We start from the raw sequence: 18,984 nt of genomic DNA, 5'->3' as shown, positions 1-18,984 counted from the left end.
TTTCATCATATTTGTACAACTGTCTTTTCCCTAATCTATACTATAGAATATAATTACAATTTCTCCATTGGGAAGCATGTACATATAAATTTCATACTTTCCGTTGGTATTTTCAACATCAAATGTATATGAGTCAATGTGAGAAGGCAATCCATTTTTCTTTACACTGAGAATCAATTCCTCTAAGGTCCCATCCTTATCCGGTAGCAATTCAAACAGTTTGTTCCCAACTACATTCTCTCGCTTAACGGAAAAGATATTTTCTGCGGCACAATTAATTTCCTTGATATCACATTTACCGGTAGATTCACAATTGCAGACAATTGCCGGGCTTGTTATCATTTCATAAAGTACATCATACTTATTTCTTGCATTTTCAAGCTCCGATATCATATTTGATTGTTCTGTGATATCCTGAAAAGCCCCGTAAACCCTGACGATTTTATTTTCATTTTTTTCTGCTTTTCCTATTGCTCTGACCCATTTTATCTTTCCCTTATTGGTTATGAGACGCAGCTTAAGATCAAAAGGCTTCCCTTTTTCAAGGGCATTTTTAACTGCGTTTTCAATTATAGGCCTGTCATCAGGATGGTAGAAATCAATTCCATTGTGGACATCATGATCAAAATCAGGTTCTACTTCGTGTATTCTGTAAACTTCTTCAGTCCAGATTGTTTTCATTGTAGATGTATCGATCTCCCACCCTCCTACTTTAGCGATAGATGCGGCTTCTTCTTGCCACATTTCTTTCTTTTCAAGGGTACGCTGCGTTTTTTTGAGAGTGGTTATGTCTATTACTGTAAGAACTATACCGGAATATTTGTCATTTGATATAAAGTATGGAAGAACTTTTAGGAAATACCATCTGTCATCCTTTGTGTGAACTTCATTCTCATAACTTCTGTTGTTCTCATGTACATCCTTTATAATGGTGATTAGATCAATATCAACTACTTTATTGGCGATTCCTTCCAGTGGCCTTCCAATATCGTTGTCTACCAGGTGGAAGATCTTTTCGATCATGGTGGTATATTTACGGATCTCAAGATTCTCATCAAGGAATAATGTTCCTATTTGAGTATTTGCCATGAGATTCTCCATATCCTGATTTAGTTCAGTAAGTTCTATTATCTTAGCCTGGAACTCTGAATTTACAGTGTGCAGTTCTTCATTAACAGACTGAAGTTCTTCGTTTGTAGCCTGAAGTTCTTCGTTACTTGCAAAAAGTTCCTCGTTTGTTGCCTGAAGCTCTTCATTTGATGTTTCGAGTTCCTCTATGGTTGCCTGCAGGTTCTCGCGGGTAAACTGTAATTCCTGTTCAAGGTCTGATATACGCTGCTCAACGATCTCTTCCATATCATATTCATTTTGATCAGGGTTTTGATCCTGTACAGGAATTATATTCTCCTTCAGTATAATTGCAGCAAGAGGAGTCTGGTTATTTCGGGAAGGGAGGAGTTTAATCTCAATATCGAGTTTCTTTTTTTCTCCCTTTATGCTTGCCTTTACATTTTTATATCTGACTTCTTCTTTGGTGTTGAATACTTTCTGAAGACCAGTGGTAATAGGTATGGACAGGTCATTTGATGCCATTCTTGAAATAGTGAATACCATTTTTCCGGAAGGGACCTTGAAATATCCTTCTGTGTCGCCTATTGTGTATACGATCTCCATGCTTTCATTTGCTATGATGGTCACAGGAAGATATTCATCCTGTATAGTATCCATGATCCTTTCAAGCAACTTTTCATCCTGTGTTTGTTTCCATGTTCTGGTTTGCGGAACGTATTCATTTTTAGCTCTGGAAACATCCATCGTTATATTGCGGATCTTCTGGATATCAAGGGTCTTTGCCTTTCCTCTTGAACGATATATTTTCCATTTATGGTTCATAGGCTCAAAGTTATCAGACATATCACCTGTGGTTTCGCTGGGTCCCAGGAATAGTATTCCACCGGGCTTTAGTGAATAATTGAAAAGTTCAAGTACTCTGGATTGAAGCACAGGCTGGAGATATATGAGCAGGTTCCTGCAGCTTATAAGATCAATATTCGGGAAAGGAGGATCCATAAGAACATCGTGTTTTGCAAAAACTATCATTTCCCTTATTTCTTTACTTATACGGAATTCATTATCAGTTGCAATAAAATATTTGTGGAGTCTTTCAGGATTTACGTCAGAAACTATTGCTTCAGGATAACGACCGCTGGCTGCTTTAAGAATTGCATCTTCGTCAACATCAGTTGCAAAAATCTTAACATAGATGTGTTTGCCAATCATTTCCATTGTTTCTTTCAGGATAATTGCAAGGCTGTAAGCCTCCTCACCGGTGGAGCATCCTGCCACCCAGATGCGGATCTCTTTTTCGCCGGACTTGTTAATAATGTCAATAATAGATTTCTGGGCTATGTAATCAAAAGCATCTTTGTCTCTGAAAAAATGAGTTACTCCTATAAGCAGTTCCTTGTAAAGATTTGTTATCTCCTGTGGATTGTTTTCCAGATATCCCACATAATCCCTGAATTCGGAAATATGGTTTACAACCATTCTGCGTTCTACCCTTCTGACAACCGTGTTCATCTTATAATGTGTAAAGTCAACTTTGTGTTTTTTTCTTAAAAGGGAAAAGAGCTTGCCCATGCTTTTCTGATCTGAAAGAAGTACATTCGTCTCTGCAGGGTTGCTTGCATAGGGATGCTCAATAAAGGAGATGAGTTGTTCAGGCATTTCCCTTGTTGTCAGTACGTAGTCTACGATTCCAGTAGATATAGCACTCTTTGGCATACCGTCAAATTTAGCGGAATCTTCTCTCTGGACCATCACCATGCCACCTTTTTCCTTGATGGCTTTTATTCCCCGCATACCATCACTGCCGGTTCCCGAGAGGATTATGCCAATGGCTTTATTTCCCTGGTCTTCAGCCAGCGATTCTAAAAATATGTCAATTGGGAAATTCGGAACCCTGTGATTATCGTGCTCGCTTAAGAGTAGTTTGCCGTGAAAAATAGTGAGATTGTTCTTTGGAGGAATAAGATATATCTTGTTTGGTTCTACAAGCATCCCTTCTTCTGCCCTTAACACTTCCATCTTTGTCCTTTTAGATAGTAGTTCCACCATCAGGCTCTTATAATCAGGTGAAAGGTGTTGTATTATCACAAATGCCATTCCAGTATTGGAAGGCATGCTGTTGAATACTTCTTCAATGGCTTCAAGGCCACCTGCTGATGCTCCTATGCCTACTATGTAATGGGAAGATTCAAATCCACCCTCTGTAATACCCACCGAATTCATATTATACTCCTGATTATTGTTGTCAGAAGTATATCTAATAATATATTAGATATTTGTCTTTTCTAACACAAGAAACACTATTAAGTGACTATTTACCATGTCATGTGTTTTTGTTGCACACTAGTCCCAATCACATTATGATGCGATTTTATTTTATATATATTTGTCTATAAAATCAGATTTTGCTGTACAGTAAGCAAAAAGATTTCATATATTTCTACTATTATTTTAAATAAATGTGGATGATACATGCTCAGCATTTAATCCCATTTTTTTATTAAGACACATTATATACTGACTGTAATTTTCTTCTCTATTATTATCTTTCCTTATTTGATGAGTTGCGGCATATAATAGTCAGGCAATAAATTCATTATTGAAATTATCTTGCTGAATCACTTTTAATGCCTTTTCCTATTTTTACTCTGTCACAGCGTTAATCTGATATATGCGGGAACACCTAATCAGGCTGAGAAACATTAAAGGAGATAATTATGAGTTCCAAAGATAACCTTAAAGCAGCATTTACCGGTGAATCAATGGCAAACAGGACATACCTGGCCTTTGCAGCAAAAGCTGATGCAGAAGGATACACTCAGGTAGCTAAACTTTTCAGGGCTGCAGCAGCTGCTGAAACAATCCATGCACTAAATCACCTCAAACGTATGGGTGGCATCGGTTCAACAGAGGATAACCTGAAAGAGGCTATCAATGGCGAAACTTATGAATTTGAGAGTATGTACCCTTCCTTTATTGAAGAAGCAGAAAAGGAAGGCGATGACAAGGCTCTCTGGAGTTTCAAGGTCGCAAACGAAGTGGAAAAAACCCACGCAGCTCTTTACGAAAAAGCCCTTAAAGAACTTGGCAGCAACGAAGAAACAGATTACTACGTTTGCAGCGTCTGCGGACATACCCACGAAGGCAAACCTGAAGATAACTGTCCTGTCTGCGGTGCACCTGCATCCAAATTTGATAAGATTGACTAAATCTCAGAGTAATATATAATAGAAAATAACGAGAGCATAAGCATTATGCTTATCTCTTTAACAACTTTTTTTATTCAGGATTTCCTGTCCTGCTTTCTTCATCCAGAAAAGACGCAGTAGCTTTCTGAATGAATGCCATTTCGTCCAGTGAGAAATACATAAAGACATCCTCCCCGGTGTGACGATTGCATTTCATGATACGTAACCACTTATCAGAATAAGAGTTTATACGGATAAAATTTTTACTGTTACAGTGTACAAACTCCTTTCCTTTGTTGCATATCTCCATGAATGAATGGAGGTTCAGATCGAACTTATACTTATGTTGTATATTCTCTATAGAAGTATGTGTACTATATAATAGTATAATTTATGTGTAGATTTTCTGATACAGCTTGAATGGTACTGATGTGTTTTGACAGTAATTCTCTTTTGATGTGCTTTTGGTATATTCTAAAATTTGTGAGTTATATAGTTTTATTTTCATACTGCAACATTTATATATTTTTAGTTGGATACATATCTTAACTGATTAACAGTTGAACTTATGTACATTAAATATTTACTGAGTTAACACTGAATTTCGGTACAAATCAAAATCATCTGTTGGTATTTGGTGAGGCAACATGTTTGAGAATATAAAAATAAATAATCTCCTTATAGGGAGTTTTGCAGTTTTATTAATATTAACCGCTATAGTGGGATACAGTGGTTATAATGGAATGATGAATGTAGATGACAGGGTTGTCAAGGCGGACGACATGAACCGGCTTGTCAAATTCATGAAAGATGCCCGTATATCTGAGCAAAACTATCAACTTACACAGGATCCGGCCTATGTTGTAGAAGTAGATGCACATGTTGAGGAAATTGTAGCACAGACTGAAGCTTCAAAAGAGATATTTGCTGACCCCGTTAATGATCAGCAAATGGACGATGTGCAAACAGCTGCTCTTGCATACGATACCGCATTCAACAATTATGTAGCACTTGAAAACCAGAAGACAGAAGCTGAAAGTGTTTTAGTTCAGCAGGGTCTGCTTCTTGACGAAATGGCAGTTAACCTGATGGAAAGTCAGGATGCGGATTATGTCCAGGCACTGGAACAGAACGCCGGAGCTGCAGTTCTCACGGAAGAATTTGAAAATATAGAATACATCAATGAGATTATCCAGTTAAACCTTGAATCACGTGGTGAAAGATTACGTTTCATGGTTCACCTTGAAGATCAATATGTGACAAATGTCAACAATATAATGGACGAGATTATTGTCACAGCAAATACTCTTGATTCACGTTTCCAGAACACTGCTGACAAAGAAGCTGCCCAGGCAATAGCCGCAGCAGCAGCTGAATATAAAACTGATTTCAATGCCTATGTTTCCTATGCCCAGGAACAGGAAGTAGCAAGGACAAGTATGGTACAGAGTGCGGCTGCCGTTGAAACAATAACAACCCAGGCCCGTGCTGACCAGAAAGAAAAGATGGAAAGTGAAATGAACAGTGCTGTTACCACAGTAATAAGTATGGTATTCCTGGCGATTCTGATTGGTATTATAATGTCACTTTTCATTTCAAGACTTATATCAAAGTCCATCAATGACATAGTAGACGACTTTAAGAAATTGACACAGGACACCCTTGACGGTAAGCTTGACAAAAGGGCAAAAACCAATGTAGGTGTTGACTTTATCGATATTCCAAAAGGTTTCAACATGGTTCTGGATGCTGTTATCGGTCCTCTCAATGTTGCCGCCGAATATATTGACAGGATATCCAAAGGTGATATTCCTGCACCTATTACTGATGAATACAAAGGCGATTTCAATGAAATAAAGAACAATCTTAACCAGTGTATTGATTCAGTACATGCACTGGTTGATGATGCCAATATGCTTTCTGCTGCTGCTGTTCAAGGCCAGCTCGACACCCGTGCCGATGCTTCAAGACACCAGGGAGATTTCAAGGCTATAATCGATGGTGTAAACGATACCCTTGACGCTGTCATCGGTCCTCTTAACGTATCAGCCGAATATATTGACCGCATTTCCAAAGGAGATATTCCAGAAAAGATTACAGACGAATATCGCGGTGATTTCAACGAAATAAAAGATAATCTTAATATGTGTATCGATTCTGTAAATGAACTCATTTCAGATGCTAATATGCTTTCTGCTGCTGCTGTTGAAGGTCAGCTCGACATCCGTGCCGATGCATCAAAGCATAATGGGGATTTCAAACGTATTATTGATGGTGTCAATGACACTCTCGATGCTGTCATCGGTCCTCTTAACGTTTCAGCTGAATACATCGACCGCATTTCCAAAGGAGAAATTCCTGAAAAGATCACAGATGAATATCGCGGTGATTTCAACGAAATAAAAGACAATCTGAATATGTGTATCGACTCTATCAATGCTCTTGTTTCAGATGCTAATATGCTTTCTGCTGCTGCTGTCAGAGGTCAGCTTGATGCCCGTGCCGATGCCAGCAAACACCAGGGTGACTACCTTGCAATAGTCCAGGGTGTTAATGACACTCTTGATGCTGTAATTGGTCCGCTCAACGTTTCAGCCGAATACATCGACCGCATCTCCAAGGGAGATATTCCTGAAAAGATCACCGATGAATACTATGGAGATTTCAATGAGATCAAGGACAATCTAAACCAATGTATCGATGCAGTCAATGCCCTTGTTTCCGATGCTAACATGCTTTCAAAAGCAGCGGTAGAAGGAAGACTTGATACCCGTGCCGATGCTTCAAGACATGGTGGCGATTATCGTGCAATCGTTGAAGGTGTCAATGACACTCTTGATGCTGTCATCGGCCCACTTAATGTTGCTGCTGAATATGTTGACAGTATAGCACACGGAAATATTCCTGAGCAGATTACCGATGATTACAATGGTGACTTCAGTGAGATCAAGGACAACCTTAACCAATTGATTAATGAACTCAATATGTTCGTAGCTGAAATGTCTCGTATGAGTAGTGAGCACGATGCCGGGGATATTGATATTGAAATGCCTGTTAACGAGTTCCAAGGAGTTTATGCCAGCATGGCAAAAGGTGTCAATGATATGGTCGCAGGCCACATTTCTGTGAAGAAAAAGGCAATGGCATGTGTAAAAGAGTTCGGAGAAGGAAACTTTGAAGCTCCGCTTGAACAATTCCCTGGTAAGAAAGCTTTCATAAACGACACGGTTGAAGAAGTAAGAGGCAATCTCAAGGCTTTGATTGCTGATGCCAATATGCTGTCAGAAGCTGCCATTGAAGGAAAGCTTGATACCCGTGCTGATGCTTCAAGACATCATGGTGATTTCAGAAAGATAATAGAAGGTGTCAATGACACTCTTGATGCTGTCATCGGTCCTCTTAATGTTTCTGCCGAATACATTGACCGTATATCCAAGGGAGATATTCCTGAGAAGATCACTGATGATTACAATGGTGATTTTAACGCCATCAAGAACAATCTTAACCAGTGTATCGATGCCATCAACGCGCTGATATCCGATGCTAATATGCTTGCAGAGGCTGCTGTTCAGGGTAAACTTGAAACCCGTGCCGATGCTTCCATGCATCAGGGTGATTATCGTGCTATTGTTGAAGGTGTAAACCGCACTCTTGATGCTGTTATTGGTCCTCTCAATGTTGCTGCCGATTATGTTGATTTCATATCCAGCGGCGCAATCCCCGATAGGATTACTGACAACTATAATGGTGATTTCAACACTATCAAGAACAATCTTAACCAGTGTATCGACGCCATCAATGCTCTTGTAATGGATGCCAATATGCTTGCAGAAGCAGGAGTCAATGGTGAACTTAGTACCCGTGCCGATGCATCCATGCATCAGGGTGATTATCGCAGGATTGTTGAAGGTGTCAATAATTGTCTTGATGCGGTTGTTGGCCCTGTCAATGAAACTGCAAGGGTTATCAATGCTTATGCAGATGGTGATCTTGATACCAGGGTATCAATTGATGCAAAGGGAGATTTCAAACAGTTAAGTGATACACTTGATGGATTTGGTGATTCCTTGCAGTCCATTATAAGAGACTCATGTGATGTTCTGGAATCAATGGCCTCCAACGACCTTACAAGAAAAGTAAAAGTAAGGGGAGTCGGTGACTTTGTACAGTTGACCGATGGTGTGGAGAATTGCAGAGTATCCCTGAATGAAGTTGTTTCACTTGTGGCTTCAAATGCAGAAAATATTTCTGCTACAGCACAGCAGATGTCCTCATCCAGCGAACAGTTAACAGCTACTGCGGAACAATTAACAACAACAGTGACTGAGATCTCAAAGGGAACACAGGTTCAGTCCGGTAAGGCTGAAGAGGTTTCCCAGGCGATGGCTGACATGAGCCGCACTGTTCAGGAAGTTGCTTGCAATTCAAGCAGTGCTGCAGAAAGTGCTGTACAGTCTAACAACCTGATACAAAACCTGGGTAAGATGTCTGAGGATCTCAAGTTAAAGATGACAGGCATAAAATCCGCTGTTGGTGATTCTTCAAATGTAATCAATGAACTTGATGAAAAGTCCAAACAGATTGGGGAAATTGTCAACCTCATCACTAACATTGCAGACCAGACAAATCTGCTTGCTTTGAATGCTGCCATTGAGGCTGCAAGGGCAGGAGAACACGGAAAAGGATTTGCTGTTGTGGCTGATGAAGTTAGAAAGCTTGCTGAAGACTCAGGTAATGCTGCCAAACAAATTGCAGAACTCATCGGCCAGATGCAGACCGGAACCCATGAAGCAGTTTCATCCATGAAAAAGGGTGCAGAGGAAGTCGATACAGGAGCAGAGTCTCTGGATGAGTCTGTGGCTGCAATTGGTGATGTTGTTGAAGCCGGAAACACCATTGTGAGAATGGTTCAGGAAATTGCAGCGGCTGCAGAAGAACAGTCTGCTTCCATAGAGGAGGTTACAAGTTCTGTTGAAGAAGTATCTGCCATTTCAGAAGAGTCTGCAGCAGGAGCACAGGAAGCTTCCGCTTCAGTCCAGGAACAGACGGCTTCCATGCATGAGCTTGCTAAAGCCGCAGAAGGTCTTGCAAATGTTGCTTCCAACATGCAGTCTGTAGTTTCCAAGTTCCGTATAGATGCGTCATGTACTACTGCTTCAACGAAGACAACAATAACAGAGGATTTAGATTTTGATGATTCTCCGGAAGCAAATGACATGTTTGCCTCATTCCCGGAAAATGCATTTGTCTAATCCCGTGTAAGAATACAAACAACAGAAATAAACACAAACGACAGCTCAGCTTGAGTTGTTGTTTGTAGATTCTTTTTTAAAACTGAATTTAAAATAGCTTGTACAGGTTTATATTTTTTCCAATTCCTGAACAAGAAGATCATAACTCTTTTCCAGTTCCGGTAGCATTTTCAGGATCATACCCATCTCACCGGTACCTGCCTGCATCTCTATTCTGGAAGATATGTCACTAAGTGCCATTCCTCCAACACTTGCCGATGCTCCTTTTAGTGAATGTGCACTATTGACGATAGTTTCAATTTCCTCTTCATCAATGGCTTTCTTCAGTTCCTCAAGCTGGCGAGGAGCATTTCTATTAAAGATATCAATGATTCCCCTGGCAATGACCATATCATCCATGATATTTTCCATAAAGAGATCGTAGTCAAATATCTTTGGTTCTTCTTTTTGCTCATCCGGGGAATTGTTTACATCATCCTTTTCCGGTTCATTATCCAGCCATTTGTCTATCTTTGCTGCAAGCAATTCCAGATTAATAGGTTTTGACATATAATCATTCATGCCTGCTTCTATGCATTTTTCGTCATCTCCTTTCATTGCATGTGCTGTCATGGCAATGATAGGAACATCATGGTTGATGACCGAGGAATGCTTATTACGGATGTGCTTACTCGCTTCCAGTCCATCCATTTCAGGCATTTGTATGTCCATAAAAACAAGGTCATAAGGTATTGTTTCCAGGGCTTCGATGGCTTCCAGCCCGTTATTTGCAACATCTGCTGTAATGCCAAGTTTGCGGAGCATACTCTGGGCAACATGCTGGTTAATCACATTGTCTTCCACAAGCAGTATCCTTGCTTTGCTGCTATCTATACTGGATTTTTCACTATTCTCCCAGTTTTTAACAATGTTGTCTTTTTCTCCTTTATTGTCTTCAGATAACAGCGAAGACAATTTTGTAAACAGAACTGAAGATTTAACGGGTTTTGAAAGACAGGCTGCAAAATTACTTTTATTTTGCTCCCAGTTATCAGGCATTTGTCCTGCAGAGCTTAACATTATTAATGATGTCCCATTCAAATCCTTGTCTGATTTAATAATACGTCCAAGCAGAACTCCATCCATACCCGGCATTTGCATATCCAGTATAGCTATGTGGAAATCTTCTCCTTTTTCATGTGCTTTAAAAAGCTTCTCAATTGCTGAAGGCCCATTCTCTGCTTCATCTACTTTCATATTCCACGAATCAAGCAGCTTTACCAGGACTTCACGGTTAGTCTTATTATCATCAACTACCAGGACACTAATATCTTCAATTCCCGAATAGTATCTGTCTTGTATTTCAGCTGCAGGAGATTTCTCAACATTTAGTTTGAACCAGAACTCCGAACCTTTACCTTCCTTACTTTCAAAACCTATTTCACCGTTCATCAGTTCCACAAGTTCCCTGGAAATCGCAAGGCCAAGTCCTGTGCCTCCGTAATAACGTGTTGTTGAAGCATCTATCTGGCTGAATTTCTGGAAAAGGAGGTCCTTTTTCTCATCAGGAATTCCAATACCTGTATCCCTGACAGAAAAACGTAGTGTTTCTGCATCTTCACTTTCAGATTCAAGGCTGACCCTGATGACAACTTCACCTTCATGTGTGAATTTTATTGCATTTCCACCAAGATTTATCAGTATCTGCTTCAGTCTTGCAGGGTCTGCTTTGATATTTACCGGCACATCAGGGTCAGCTATACATATAAATTCGAGTCCTTTGCTATTTGCTTTTACAGACAGAATTGATGCTACATCTTCCAGTATTTCCTGAAGGTTAGTATCGATTACATCGATTTCCAGTTTTCCGGCTTCTATTTTGGAGATATCAAGAATATCATTGATAAGTTCAAGAAGGGATTCCCCGCTTTTCTTTACAGTATCAATATAGTGTCTCTGCTCTTCATTCAGTTTTGTAGTGAGCAGAAGGTTTGTCATTCCTATGACTCCATTCATTGGTGTGCGTATTTCATGGGACATATTAGCCAGGAAAGCACTTTTAGCTCTGGTGGCTTCTTCCGCCTTTACAAGGGCTTTGTCAAGTTCTATATTCTTATCTTCCAGTTCCTCGGCATATTCCAGCAGTTTTTTCTCTGCACTCTTACGTTCTGTAATGTCCTGCAATATTCCGGTTACTTTCACAACCTTCCCATCTACGATTTTCGGAAAACCACTTGTTCTGACCCATTTGTGGTTTCCTTTAGCTGTTATAAATTCAAGTTCGAGTTCATAAGGTTCACTTTCCTTGATGAGTTTATTAAATGATTTCTCAAGTATCTCCCTTGATTTTTCAGGATAATAAGACAATCCCATGTCAGTACTTGCTACTGAATCTACGTCCAGTTCGTGTATCTTTGCAACTTCAGGTGTCCAGCTGGGTTTGTTGGTAAGCAAATCAAGCTCCCATCCGCCTATCTTTGCAATATTTCCCATTCTGGTAAGAAGTGATTCTCTTTCCCGAAGCTTTTCTTCGTATTCCTTACGTTCAGTGATGTCTTCTGCAAAGATTATAATGCCACCAATCGAGCCGTCGGCTGCTTTCCATGGCCTGAGCTCCCAGCGAAGCCAACGCATACGACCATCATCTCTGATATAAAAGTCCTCATTACTGCGTACCACTTCTCCGTTCAGCGCTTTTTGATGTGCTTCTTTCCATTTTTCCTTGATATAAGGCATTACTTCATAGTGATGTTTACCTATAATGTCCATGTCAAGGGAAAAATCTTCAAGCCATCTCTGGCTCACGGCTATGTGCCGCATATCACAGTCAAGCATTGTCAGGGCTGCAGGTGCGTGTTCAATGAACAGTCTAAGCTTTTCTTCACTCTCTTGCAGTTTTTCTTCTGCTTTTTTCCGCTTTGTAATATCTCTTGCTACTGCGTAGATTAGTTCTCCTATCGGGGCAGAGCGCCATTCTATCCAGCGGTAGGTTCCATCCCTGGCACGGTAGCGGTTCTCAAAGCTTTGAACCTTTGTTCCCTGGCTGGCCTGATCAGTAAGAACTCCAATGGTAGTTTCTTTGTCATCAGGATGTACAAAGTCTATGAAGTAACGACCTTCCAGTTCGCTGATGGGATATCCAAGTACATTTTCCCATTCAGGATTCAGACGGATGAATTGTCCTTTTGTGTTAACAATGCACAGGAGGTCAAGACTGGATGTGAAATATACTTCAAGTTCTTCGGTTTTCTCAATCAAAGCCTTTTCAGCCAGTTTCTGCTCTGTAATGTCCCTGAACTCGGCAACCCTTGCTTGTTTTCCTTTGTAGGGTATATTCCTTGCTTCAAGTCTTAGGAAATACTCAGTTCCATCTTTTCGAAGTCCCATTGCTTCATAAGGTTTCTCGTAGCCTGCAAGGATCTTGGACATGACCATATCTCTGTGGCTTTCGGCTATCAAAAATAGCTCGTCCATTCCGATGAGTTCTTCATGTGAATAGCCTGTTATATCTGAAAGACCCTGATTGCAATCAAGTATCACTCCTTTATCGTGAATGGTTATTCCACCAAAGGAAGCATTATGCAGGGATTTAAACCGTTCTTCACTTTCTTTAAGTTCCTGCTCTATTTCTTTCCTCTCTGTGATATCTTCTGAGAATATTACAATGCCACCAATGTTGCCATTAGTTGATTTCCATGGCCTTGCTTCCCATCGTATCCACTGTATGGTTCCGTCTCCACGTTGGAAACGACTACCCTCATCACTAATGATTTCTCCTTCTATGACTCGCTGATGGATCTTTTTCAGTTCCTCTTTGATTTCAGGGAATATTTCGTAGTGTGATATTCCGATAACCTCCCGGTCATTAAGAGAAAAGTCATTCCTCCAACGGCGGCTAACAGATATATATCTCATATCCCTGTCAAACATTGCAAGGGAAGCAGGAGCATGCTCAATGAAAAGTTTCAACTTTTCTTCGCTTTCAAGCAGTTTTAATTCGGCTTCTTTAAGTGTGGTTATATCCTGCAATGTGCCTGTTAATTTTACAACCCTGTTACCTTCTATTACAGTTTTTCCAATTGCTCTTACCCATTTGTATTCGCCTTTTCCAGAAATCATTTCCAGATCAAGATCATATGGTTCAGCATTTTCAATAGCATCATTAAGCGCTTTTTCCAGTATATTTCTGGATTCAGGCAGGAAAAGTTTCAGGCTTTCTGCAGGGTCGGAAGCATCTTCTTTTCCATGGATTACCTCAATTTCTTTAGTCCATTTGACTTTATTTGATTCAACATCCAGTTCCCATCCACCGATTTTTCCTATTTTGCTGACTTCACTGAGAATAGCTTCATTTTCCCTGAGTGCGATTTCAGTTTCTTTTCTATCGGTAACGTCTTCTGAAAAGATAATTATGCCACCTATTGTGCCATCAGCTGTTTTCCATGGTCTCACTTCCCAAGAACTCCAATGGATTGATCCATCAGGCATCTCTACGCGATCATCATCTCTGCGAATGTTCTCTCCCTTTAATGCACAACGATGTGCTTCCTTATAGTATTCCGGTAGATGAGGTAACAGGTCGTAATGATGTGTCCCAATAATTTCCTCAGTGCTAAGACCTACCAAGTCAGCCCATCGGCGACTAACAGCTATATGTCGCATATCGCGATCTAACATGACCAATGCAGCAGGTGCATGTTCTATGAACAACCTTAGTTTTTCCTCACTCTCAAACAGCTTGTTCTCAGCAGTCTTACGTTCGGTTATGTCTCTTGCCGCAGCTACCCTGACCTTCTTTCCTTTGTATGTAATAGTATGGGATTCAATTTCAGTTATGATTACAGTTCCATCTTTTCTGATAGTGCGAACCTCATAAGGCTTAGTAGAATTCTTTTTCATCTGCTGTTTTATTTTGTCAATATCATCAGGATGAGCAAGTAATTCCAGAAGATTCCTGCCTATAAGTTCTTCATTTGTATATCCTGTCAGGCGATGTATAGCCTCATTTGCCTCAAGAACAATCCCATTCTCATGAATAGCAATACCTTCGTAGGTCAGGTCTGAGAGCATCTGGTACTTTTCCTTGCTCTCTGCAAGTTCTTGCTGCATTTCTTTACGTTCTGTGATGTCCTGAAATACTCCTACAACAACATTTTTTTCGATACTGTATGCATTTACATTGAAGTATTTTTTTAAATCCGTAGAATACGTTTCTGTACTGTCGGCAAGTCCGGTAAGTGCGACTTTCACGTGCAGGCCAAAAGTGCTGTTTTCTCCTTTGTCAATATTAGAAAAGACATCACTTACACGTTTTCCTATTATTTTTTCGGCGTTAAGCCCGGTATCTTTTTCAAATATTTCATTTACTTCAAGAAAAACAAAATCAACAGGATGACCTGTTTCATCTGTAATTGCTTTAGTAATGACTACACCACTGATGTTATTCTCAAAAAGACCACGGTACTTCTTTTCACTCTCTCTCAGGGCTTTTTCTGCACCTATCTGTCCTATGACCTTCCAAACAGAATCCATGAGAAGAGTAAGCTGGAGAATGTTATTTTCTGTATAATCGGATTTTTTGTTGGCAACTCCTATTACAGCAACGATTTTTCCATTCCTGAAAATGGGTACACTCATAAATTTATTAACTCTGACATGACCTTGCGGATATCCTTTAATAAGGGGATTAGGTTTGTGGAAGTCATTTACAATAATAGGTTTGCGTTGTCTTACCGGCTCCCCCCAGATTCCTGTATCTTCCAGCTTGTAAACAGTTTTTATCTCTTCAACGTCACAACCATCTATTGCCTTCTCAGACCATGAGTTTACAGTGAATAGCTTCTCTTTTTCACTATAATAGAAAATGTAACCGATTTCACTTTCTGTTAATTTTATAGCTTCTTCAAGTGCAAAGTCCAGTGCTTCATGGATGGATTCATGTTTTGATTGCAGGATTTCTACAAGGCTTTTTAGCCTTTTTTCTGTTATATGAAGCTCTTTTTCTGCTTCTTTTGTTCTTGTTATATCAGTAATACTGAAGCAGAGAATGTATTTGTTTTCTATTTTAATTGGTATTGTAGAAATTTCAACATCATGTTTTTCTTTAAATGGGATTCGGCAAGTACAGATGAACTGGTCCTGCTGTCCGTTGAGTGCTTTGTTGATAAAATGACTGCATTTCTCCCCGGAATGAGAAACTATTTCAAATATTTTCATCCGGCTCAGCTCTTCAGCGGATGACTCATAGTATTGGCAGGCTGCACTGTTTGCATCAATTATGTCCATACTGTCCGGATCTACCAGCAGCATCGGAGTATGGTTTTTTTCAAATAATGTCCTGTATCCTGACAAATCTGTTTTCATGTATATTTACCAGTGTTTACGATTGCTCATGTTTCCAACTATTTCGTTTTTCATAACCATGTAAAACCAGTTTCAGGAGTCCAAATAATGACATCAGCTTTGCTAATATATCTTCTTTTTACAGAATTCCAACCCACAATTAATAAACTGATCACGTCTTACACTATTTCAACGATCCGCAGAGTTAAATTTTCCTGCCGGACTTTCCATATCCATTATTACATTTGAACTCTCAATTATATTAATTTACTGATTTAATTGCCCAGATATTGATTTTCTTATCAGTACCGTTCATATTTTTAATTAAAAAAGTATTTTTTATCACTGTCTTATTTGAATATAGCTAGTGTCCGCATTGTTTCCGGAAAATGTGAAGAATCCGAAACACATGTTAATCATACGGATTTCCATCTAAAAGTCTGCAAGGACTTATTTAGATGTCAAAGTGAACTAAAACCCGCCAACAGGGCAATAACCAGCATCATCAGTAGATATGATGAGATAACTAACGCTATCTTTGTATTGGAATTCAATCTATACCACCATTTATAAAAATACAGGCAGATATTATAAATCTTTTTAATATGTAGTCTTTAATTAAAATTGAATTAAAATTGACATTTAGTTTTCATGATATTATTGAAATTTCGGAGAATCTCAATGGATAGCTGGATTAAGAATTTACTTGTAACTCTGGACGAAAAACTGGATGAAGCAACAAAGATCAAAATAATGGAAGCATGTGGAGCGGACTGTCCTTTCACCCACCTTAATGATGAAAAACTATTGGAAATAAAAAAATCGTCAGGGGATGAATCTGAGTTTCTCCAAAACCTCTCAAAAGAGTGGCGCGTAATATTTGAAAATGGAAATGTGTATGTGGTTTTTGACAAATGCTACTGTCCGCTTGTAAATGAAAATCCGGAAGGTGCTTCTAAGACACTCTGCTATTGTACAATGGGAAATCTCAAAAAGAAGTTCAGGCTTGGACTTGACAGGGATGTTGAAATTGTTATGGAGAAAACCGTACTTGCCGGAGATGAAGAATGTCGCTTCAGGGTGATGGTATGAGTTGTTTGTCTGTTCAATAGCTGTCATCTCAATTACTGTCTCTATGGACTCTCCGGTTATTTAATTTTAAGTCACGATTTTCATATCCCAATATATTTAACTCAGGAGCTTTAATCCCGGCTTTATGGAACTCATTCCATGCTCTTCTTGTTACATCCGATCTGTAAACAAATTCATCCCGAAGGTCATTTACATAAGCCTTTGCTGTGATGATTTTGTAAAACGGATGGTCGTTAAGGAGCATTATGACAGGTCTTGAAGATGAGATGTAAACAAAACGGGAAGTGACAACTGCTTCTCTTAATATCTTAATGGCCAGATCAGCATCAGAGTTGTTGTTAATATACACGTTAAGTTCGGCCATCATTTCCGAACTGCCTGCATTGCCACTTGCCACACATTCTGTAAATATCAGGTTATTAGGAGCTGAGACAGTATTGTCATAGGGAGTTACAAGTCTGGTGGATCTTAAACCTATGTCAGTTACCTCACCATAATATTCTCCTATTTCAATTCTGTCCCCTACCTGATATGGTTTTTCCATTACTATGACAAAACCAGCTGCAAGATCCGCTAAATAATCCCTTAGTGCTAAACCTATTGCTGCACCAAGAAGTGCCATCAATATCATTACCTGACTTACTGAGAATGCAAAGACTGCTGTAAGAATATAATAGATAGCGAAGAGGTAAATGAAGACTTTAATTATGGGGATTATTGTTTTTAGATGAAGCCTGTGTCTCCATATTTTTTCAGAGATGTAGCTGAGAAGGGATGCGACTATCTTTGTAATTAGAAACGCAATGAAAAATATGGCAACTGAAAGTAATATGGAAGTAAAGTCAATTCCCTGAAAATTTTCAATTAATAATTCGATGTTGGATTCTGCCATTACCACACCTGCCTTATTTTTTCCAGATAACTAATTGCAGAATACATTTTCTCAGGCTTTATGCTGTAATAGTTATCATCTTTGACAATGAGATCCATATCTGACAACTGGAAGAAAACTTTGTTTATTTCCGTGGAATTTCCACTGCAATCCCAGCTTATTGAGTCTGCGATTTCATCTTTTGTGATATGGCCGTATGAGATTATCAGGGCCAGAATGAACTGCCCGGTATTGTCAAGATCAATGTCAATATGGGCATCTGTGGTGCTGCTCACTTTTATCTGGTTATTGTCAAGCCATTTGGTCCATATTTTCTTTGCAAGTCCCGGATTACCATAAGATATTTTTGTTATTTCTCTGAGTATTACCGATTCCGGACTTTCATCATTATTTCTCTGTAGCAAAGAGAGCAGGTAAGAATAATTGATGTGTACACTATACAAATGTAATTTGCTTTTTGTTATCTTTTCAAGTACCGGTTTTCTGGCTATTTCAATAACGTTTTTTTCTTCTTTCTGAGTATCATCTACAAATTCGATATCACTATTATCCTGAAGTAAAAAGTCTTTCATTTCCTCTTTTTCAAGTGAAGGAATTGTGATCTTAACAGAGAAATATTTGCTTATGTTTAGTACCTGGTCGAGATAGTTCCATGAATGTATGTTCCATGTGGTGATACAAATTCCGTTGTCCTGTAACAGCATTTTGTTTAGGAATTCCTCTATTGTATCAAAGCCGCCTATCTTTCTTGTGTACAGGTAATGACAGTTATCAAATATCATTATCCTTTCTTTTTTATCAGGAAGGGGAATATCTGATTTGTTTTTGGGAACCGATGAAAAAGTAGTCCTCGTTGTCTGACTAGGATAGGTTTGAATTATATCTTCCACAAGCTGGGATTTTCCTCCGTAGGGTAAGGACAGTATCGCAATATTAAGCTTTTTTTCAGGGACATTATCGCTTATGGCTTTATTGATAGTTTCAACTGCTTTATCAAAACCATAATGCAATTTACCTCCTGAATAGGTATTATAAGACGTTGTCATATGTTCTGAAATTAATAAACATGTTAAATATTTTGTTCAATAACCACTTGCAGAGAAGTGTTTGTAACTCCCAGAGAAAGTAAGCTGTAAAATTATAAATAGTTCATGTTTACATGATTCACCGA

General features: G+C 39.1%; 8 protein-coding genes. 3 read left to right on the top strand and 5 right to left on the bottom strand.

The window, feature by feature from the left end; translation table 11 throughout:
* Window positions 1-30 precede the first annotated feature (30 nt).
* Entirely contained in the window at window positions 31-3,291 is a 3,261-nt protein-coding gene (locus tag V7O61_RS10685; RefSeq protein ID WP_407281833.1) for a chemotaxis protein CheB, read from the bottom strand.
* A 494-nt stretch (window positions 3,292-3,785) separates the two neighbouring features.
* Here V7O61_RS10685 and V7O61_RS10680 point away from each other — a divergent pair, with 494 nt between their 5' ends.
* On the top strand, window positions 3,786-4,277 hold the full coding sequence (locus tag V7O61_RS10680; RefSeq protein ID WP_023845987.1) for a rubrerythrin family protein: 492 nt from the start codon (window positions 3,786-3,788) through the stop codon (window positions 4,275-4,277).
* A 70-nt stretch (window positions 4,278-4,347) separates the two neighbouring features.
* Here V7O61_RS10680 and V7O61_RS10675 read toward each other — a convergent pair whose 3' ends face one another.
* Window positions 4,348-4,473, bottom strand: coding sequence for a hypothetical protein (locus V7O61_RS10675; protein WP_281170045.1), 126 nt, complete (start codon window positions 4,471-4,473; stop codon window positions 4,348-4,350).
* Window positions 4,474-4,903: 430 nt separating this feature from the next.
* Here V7O61_RS10675 and V7O61_RS10670 point away from each other — a divergent pair, with 430 nt between their 5' ends.
* The gene (locus V7O61_RS10670) at window positions 4,904-9,508 is read left to right on the top strand and encodes a methyl-accepting chemotaxis protein (protein ID WP_407281835.1); all 4,605 of its coding nucleotides are present in this window, start codon (window positions 4,904-4,906) and stop codon (window positions 9,506-9,508) included.
* Window positions 9,509-9,616: 108 nt separating this feature from the next.
* On the opposite strand, the gene V7O61_RS10665 is transcribed toward V7O61_RS10670, so the two are convergent.
* Window positions 9,617-15,850, bottom strand: coding sequence for a PAS domain S-box protein (locus tag V7O61_RS10665; protein WP_407281836.1), 6,234 nt, complete (start codon window positions 15,848-15,850; stop codon window positions 9,617-9,619).
* A gap of 660 nt (window positions 15,851-16,510) precedes the next feature.
* On the opposite strand from V7O61_RS10665, the gene V7O61_RS10660 reads away from it, so the two are divergent.
* Window positions 16,511-16,921: a DUF6144 family protein gene (locus tag V7O61_RS10660; RefSeq protein WP_407281837.1), complete on the top strand. Its 411-nt coding sequence runs from the start codon at window positions 16,511-16,513 to the stop codon at window positions 16,919-16,921.
* Window positions 16,922-16,949: 28 nt separating this feature from the next.
* On the opposite strand, the gene V7O61_RS10655 is transcribed toward V7O61_RS10660, so the two are convergent.
* Both V7O61_RS10655 and V7O61_RS10650 read right to left on the bottom strand, forming a co-directional pair.
* Entirely contained in the window at window positions 16,950-17,813 is an 864-nt protein-coding gene (locus tag V7O61_RS10655) for a mechanosensitive ion channel family protein (RefSeq protein ID WP_023845992.1), read from the bottom strand.
* Window positions 17,813-18,859: a hypothetical protein gene (locus tag V7O61_RS10650; RefSeq protein WP_407281838.1), complete on the bottom strand. Its 1,047-nt coding sequence runs from the start codon at window positions 18,857-18,859 to the stop codon at window positions 17,813-17,815. Before V7O61_RS10650 ends, V7O61_RS10655 begins: the two co-directional genes overlap by 1 nt.
* Window positions 18,860-18,984: the final 125 nt, after the last annotated feature.

Source organism: Methanolobus sp. WCC1 (assembly GCF_045690315.1).
Taxonomy (GTDB): Archaea; Halobacteriota; Methanosarcinia; order Methanosarcinales; family Methanosarcinaceae; genus Methanolobus; species Methanolobus tindarius.
The sequence above is the reverse complement of the archived record's forward strand: the minus strand, read 5'-3'. Positions and strand labels throughout refer to the sequence as shown.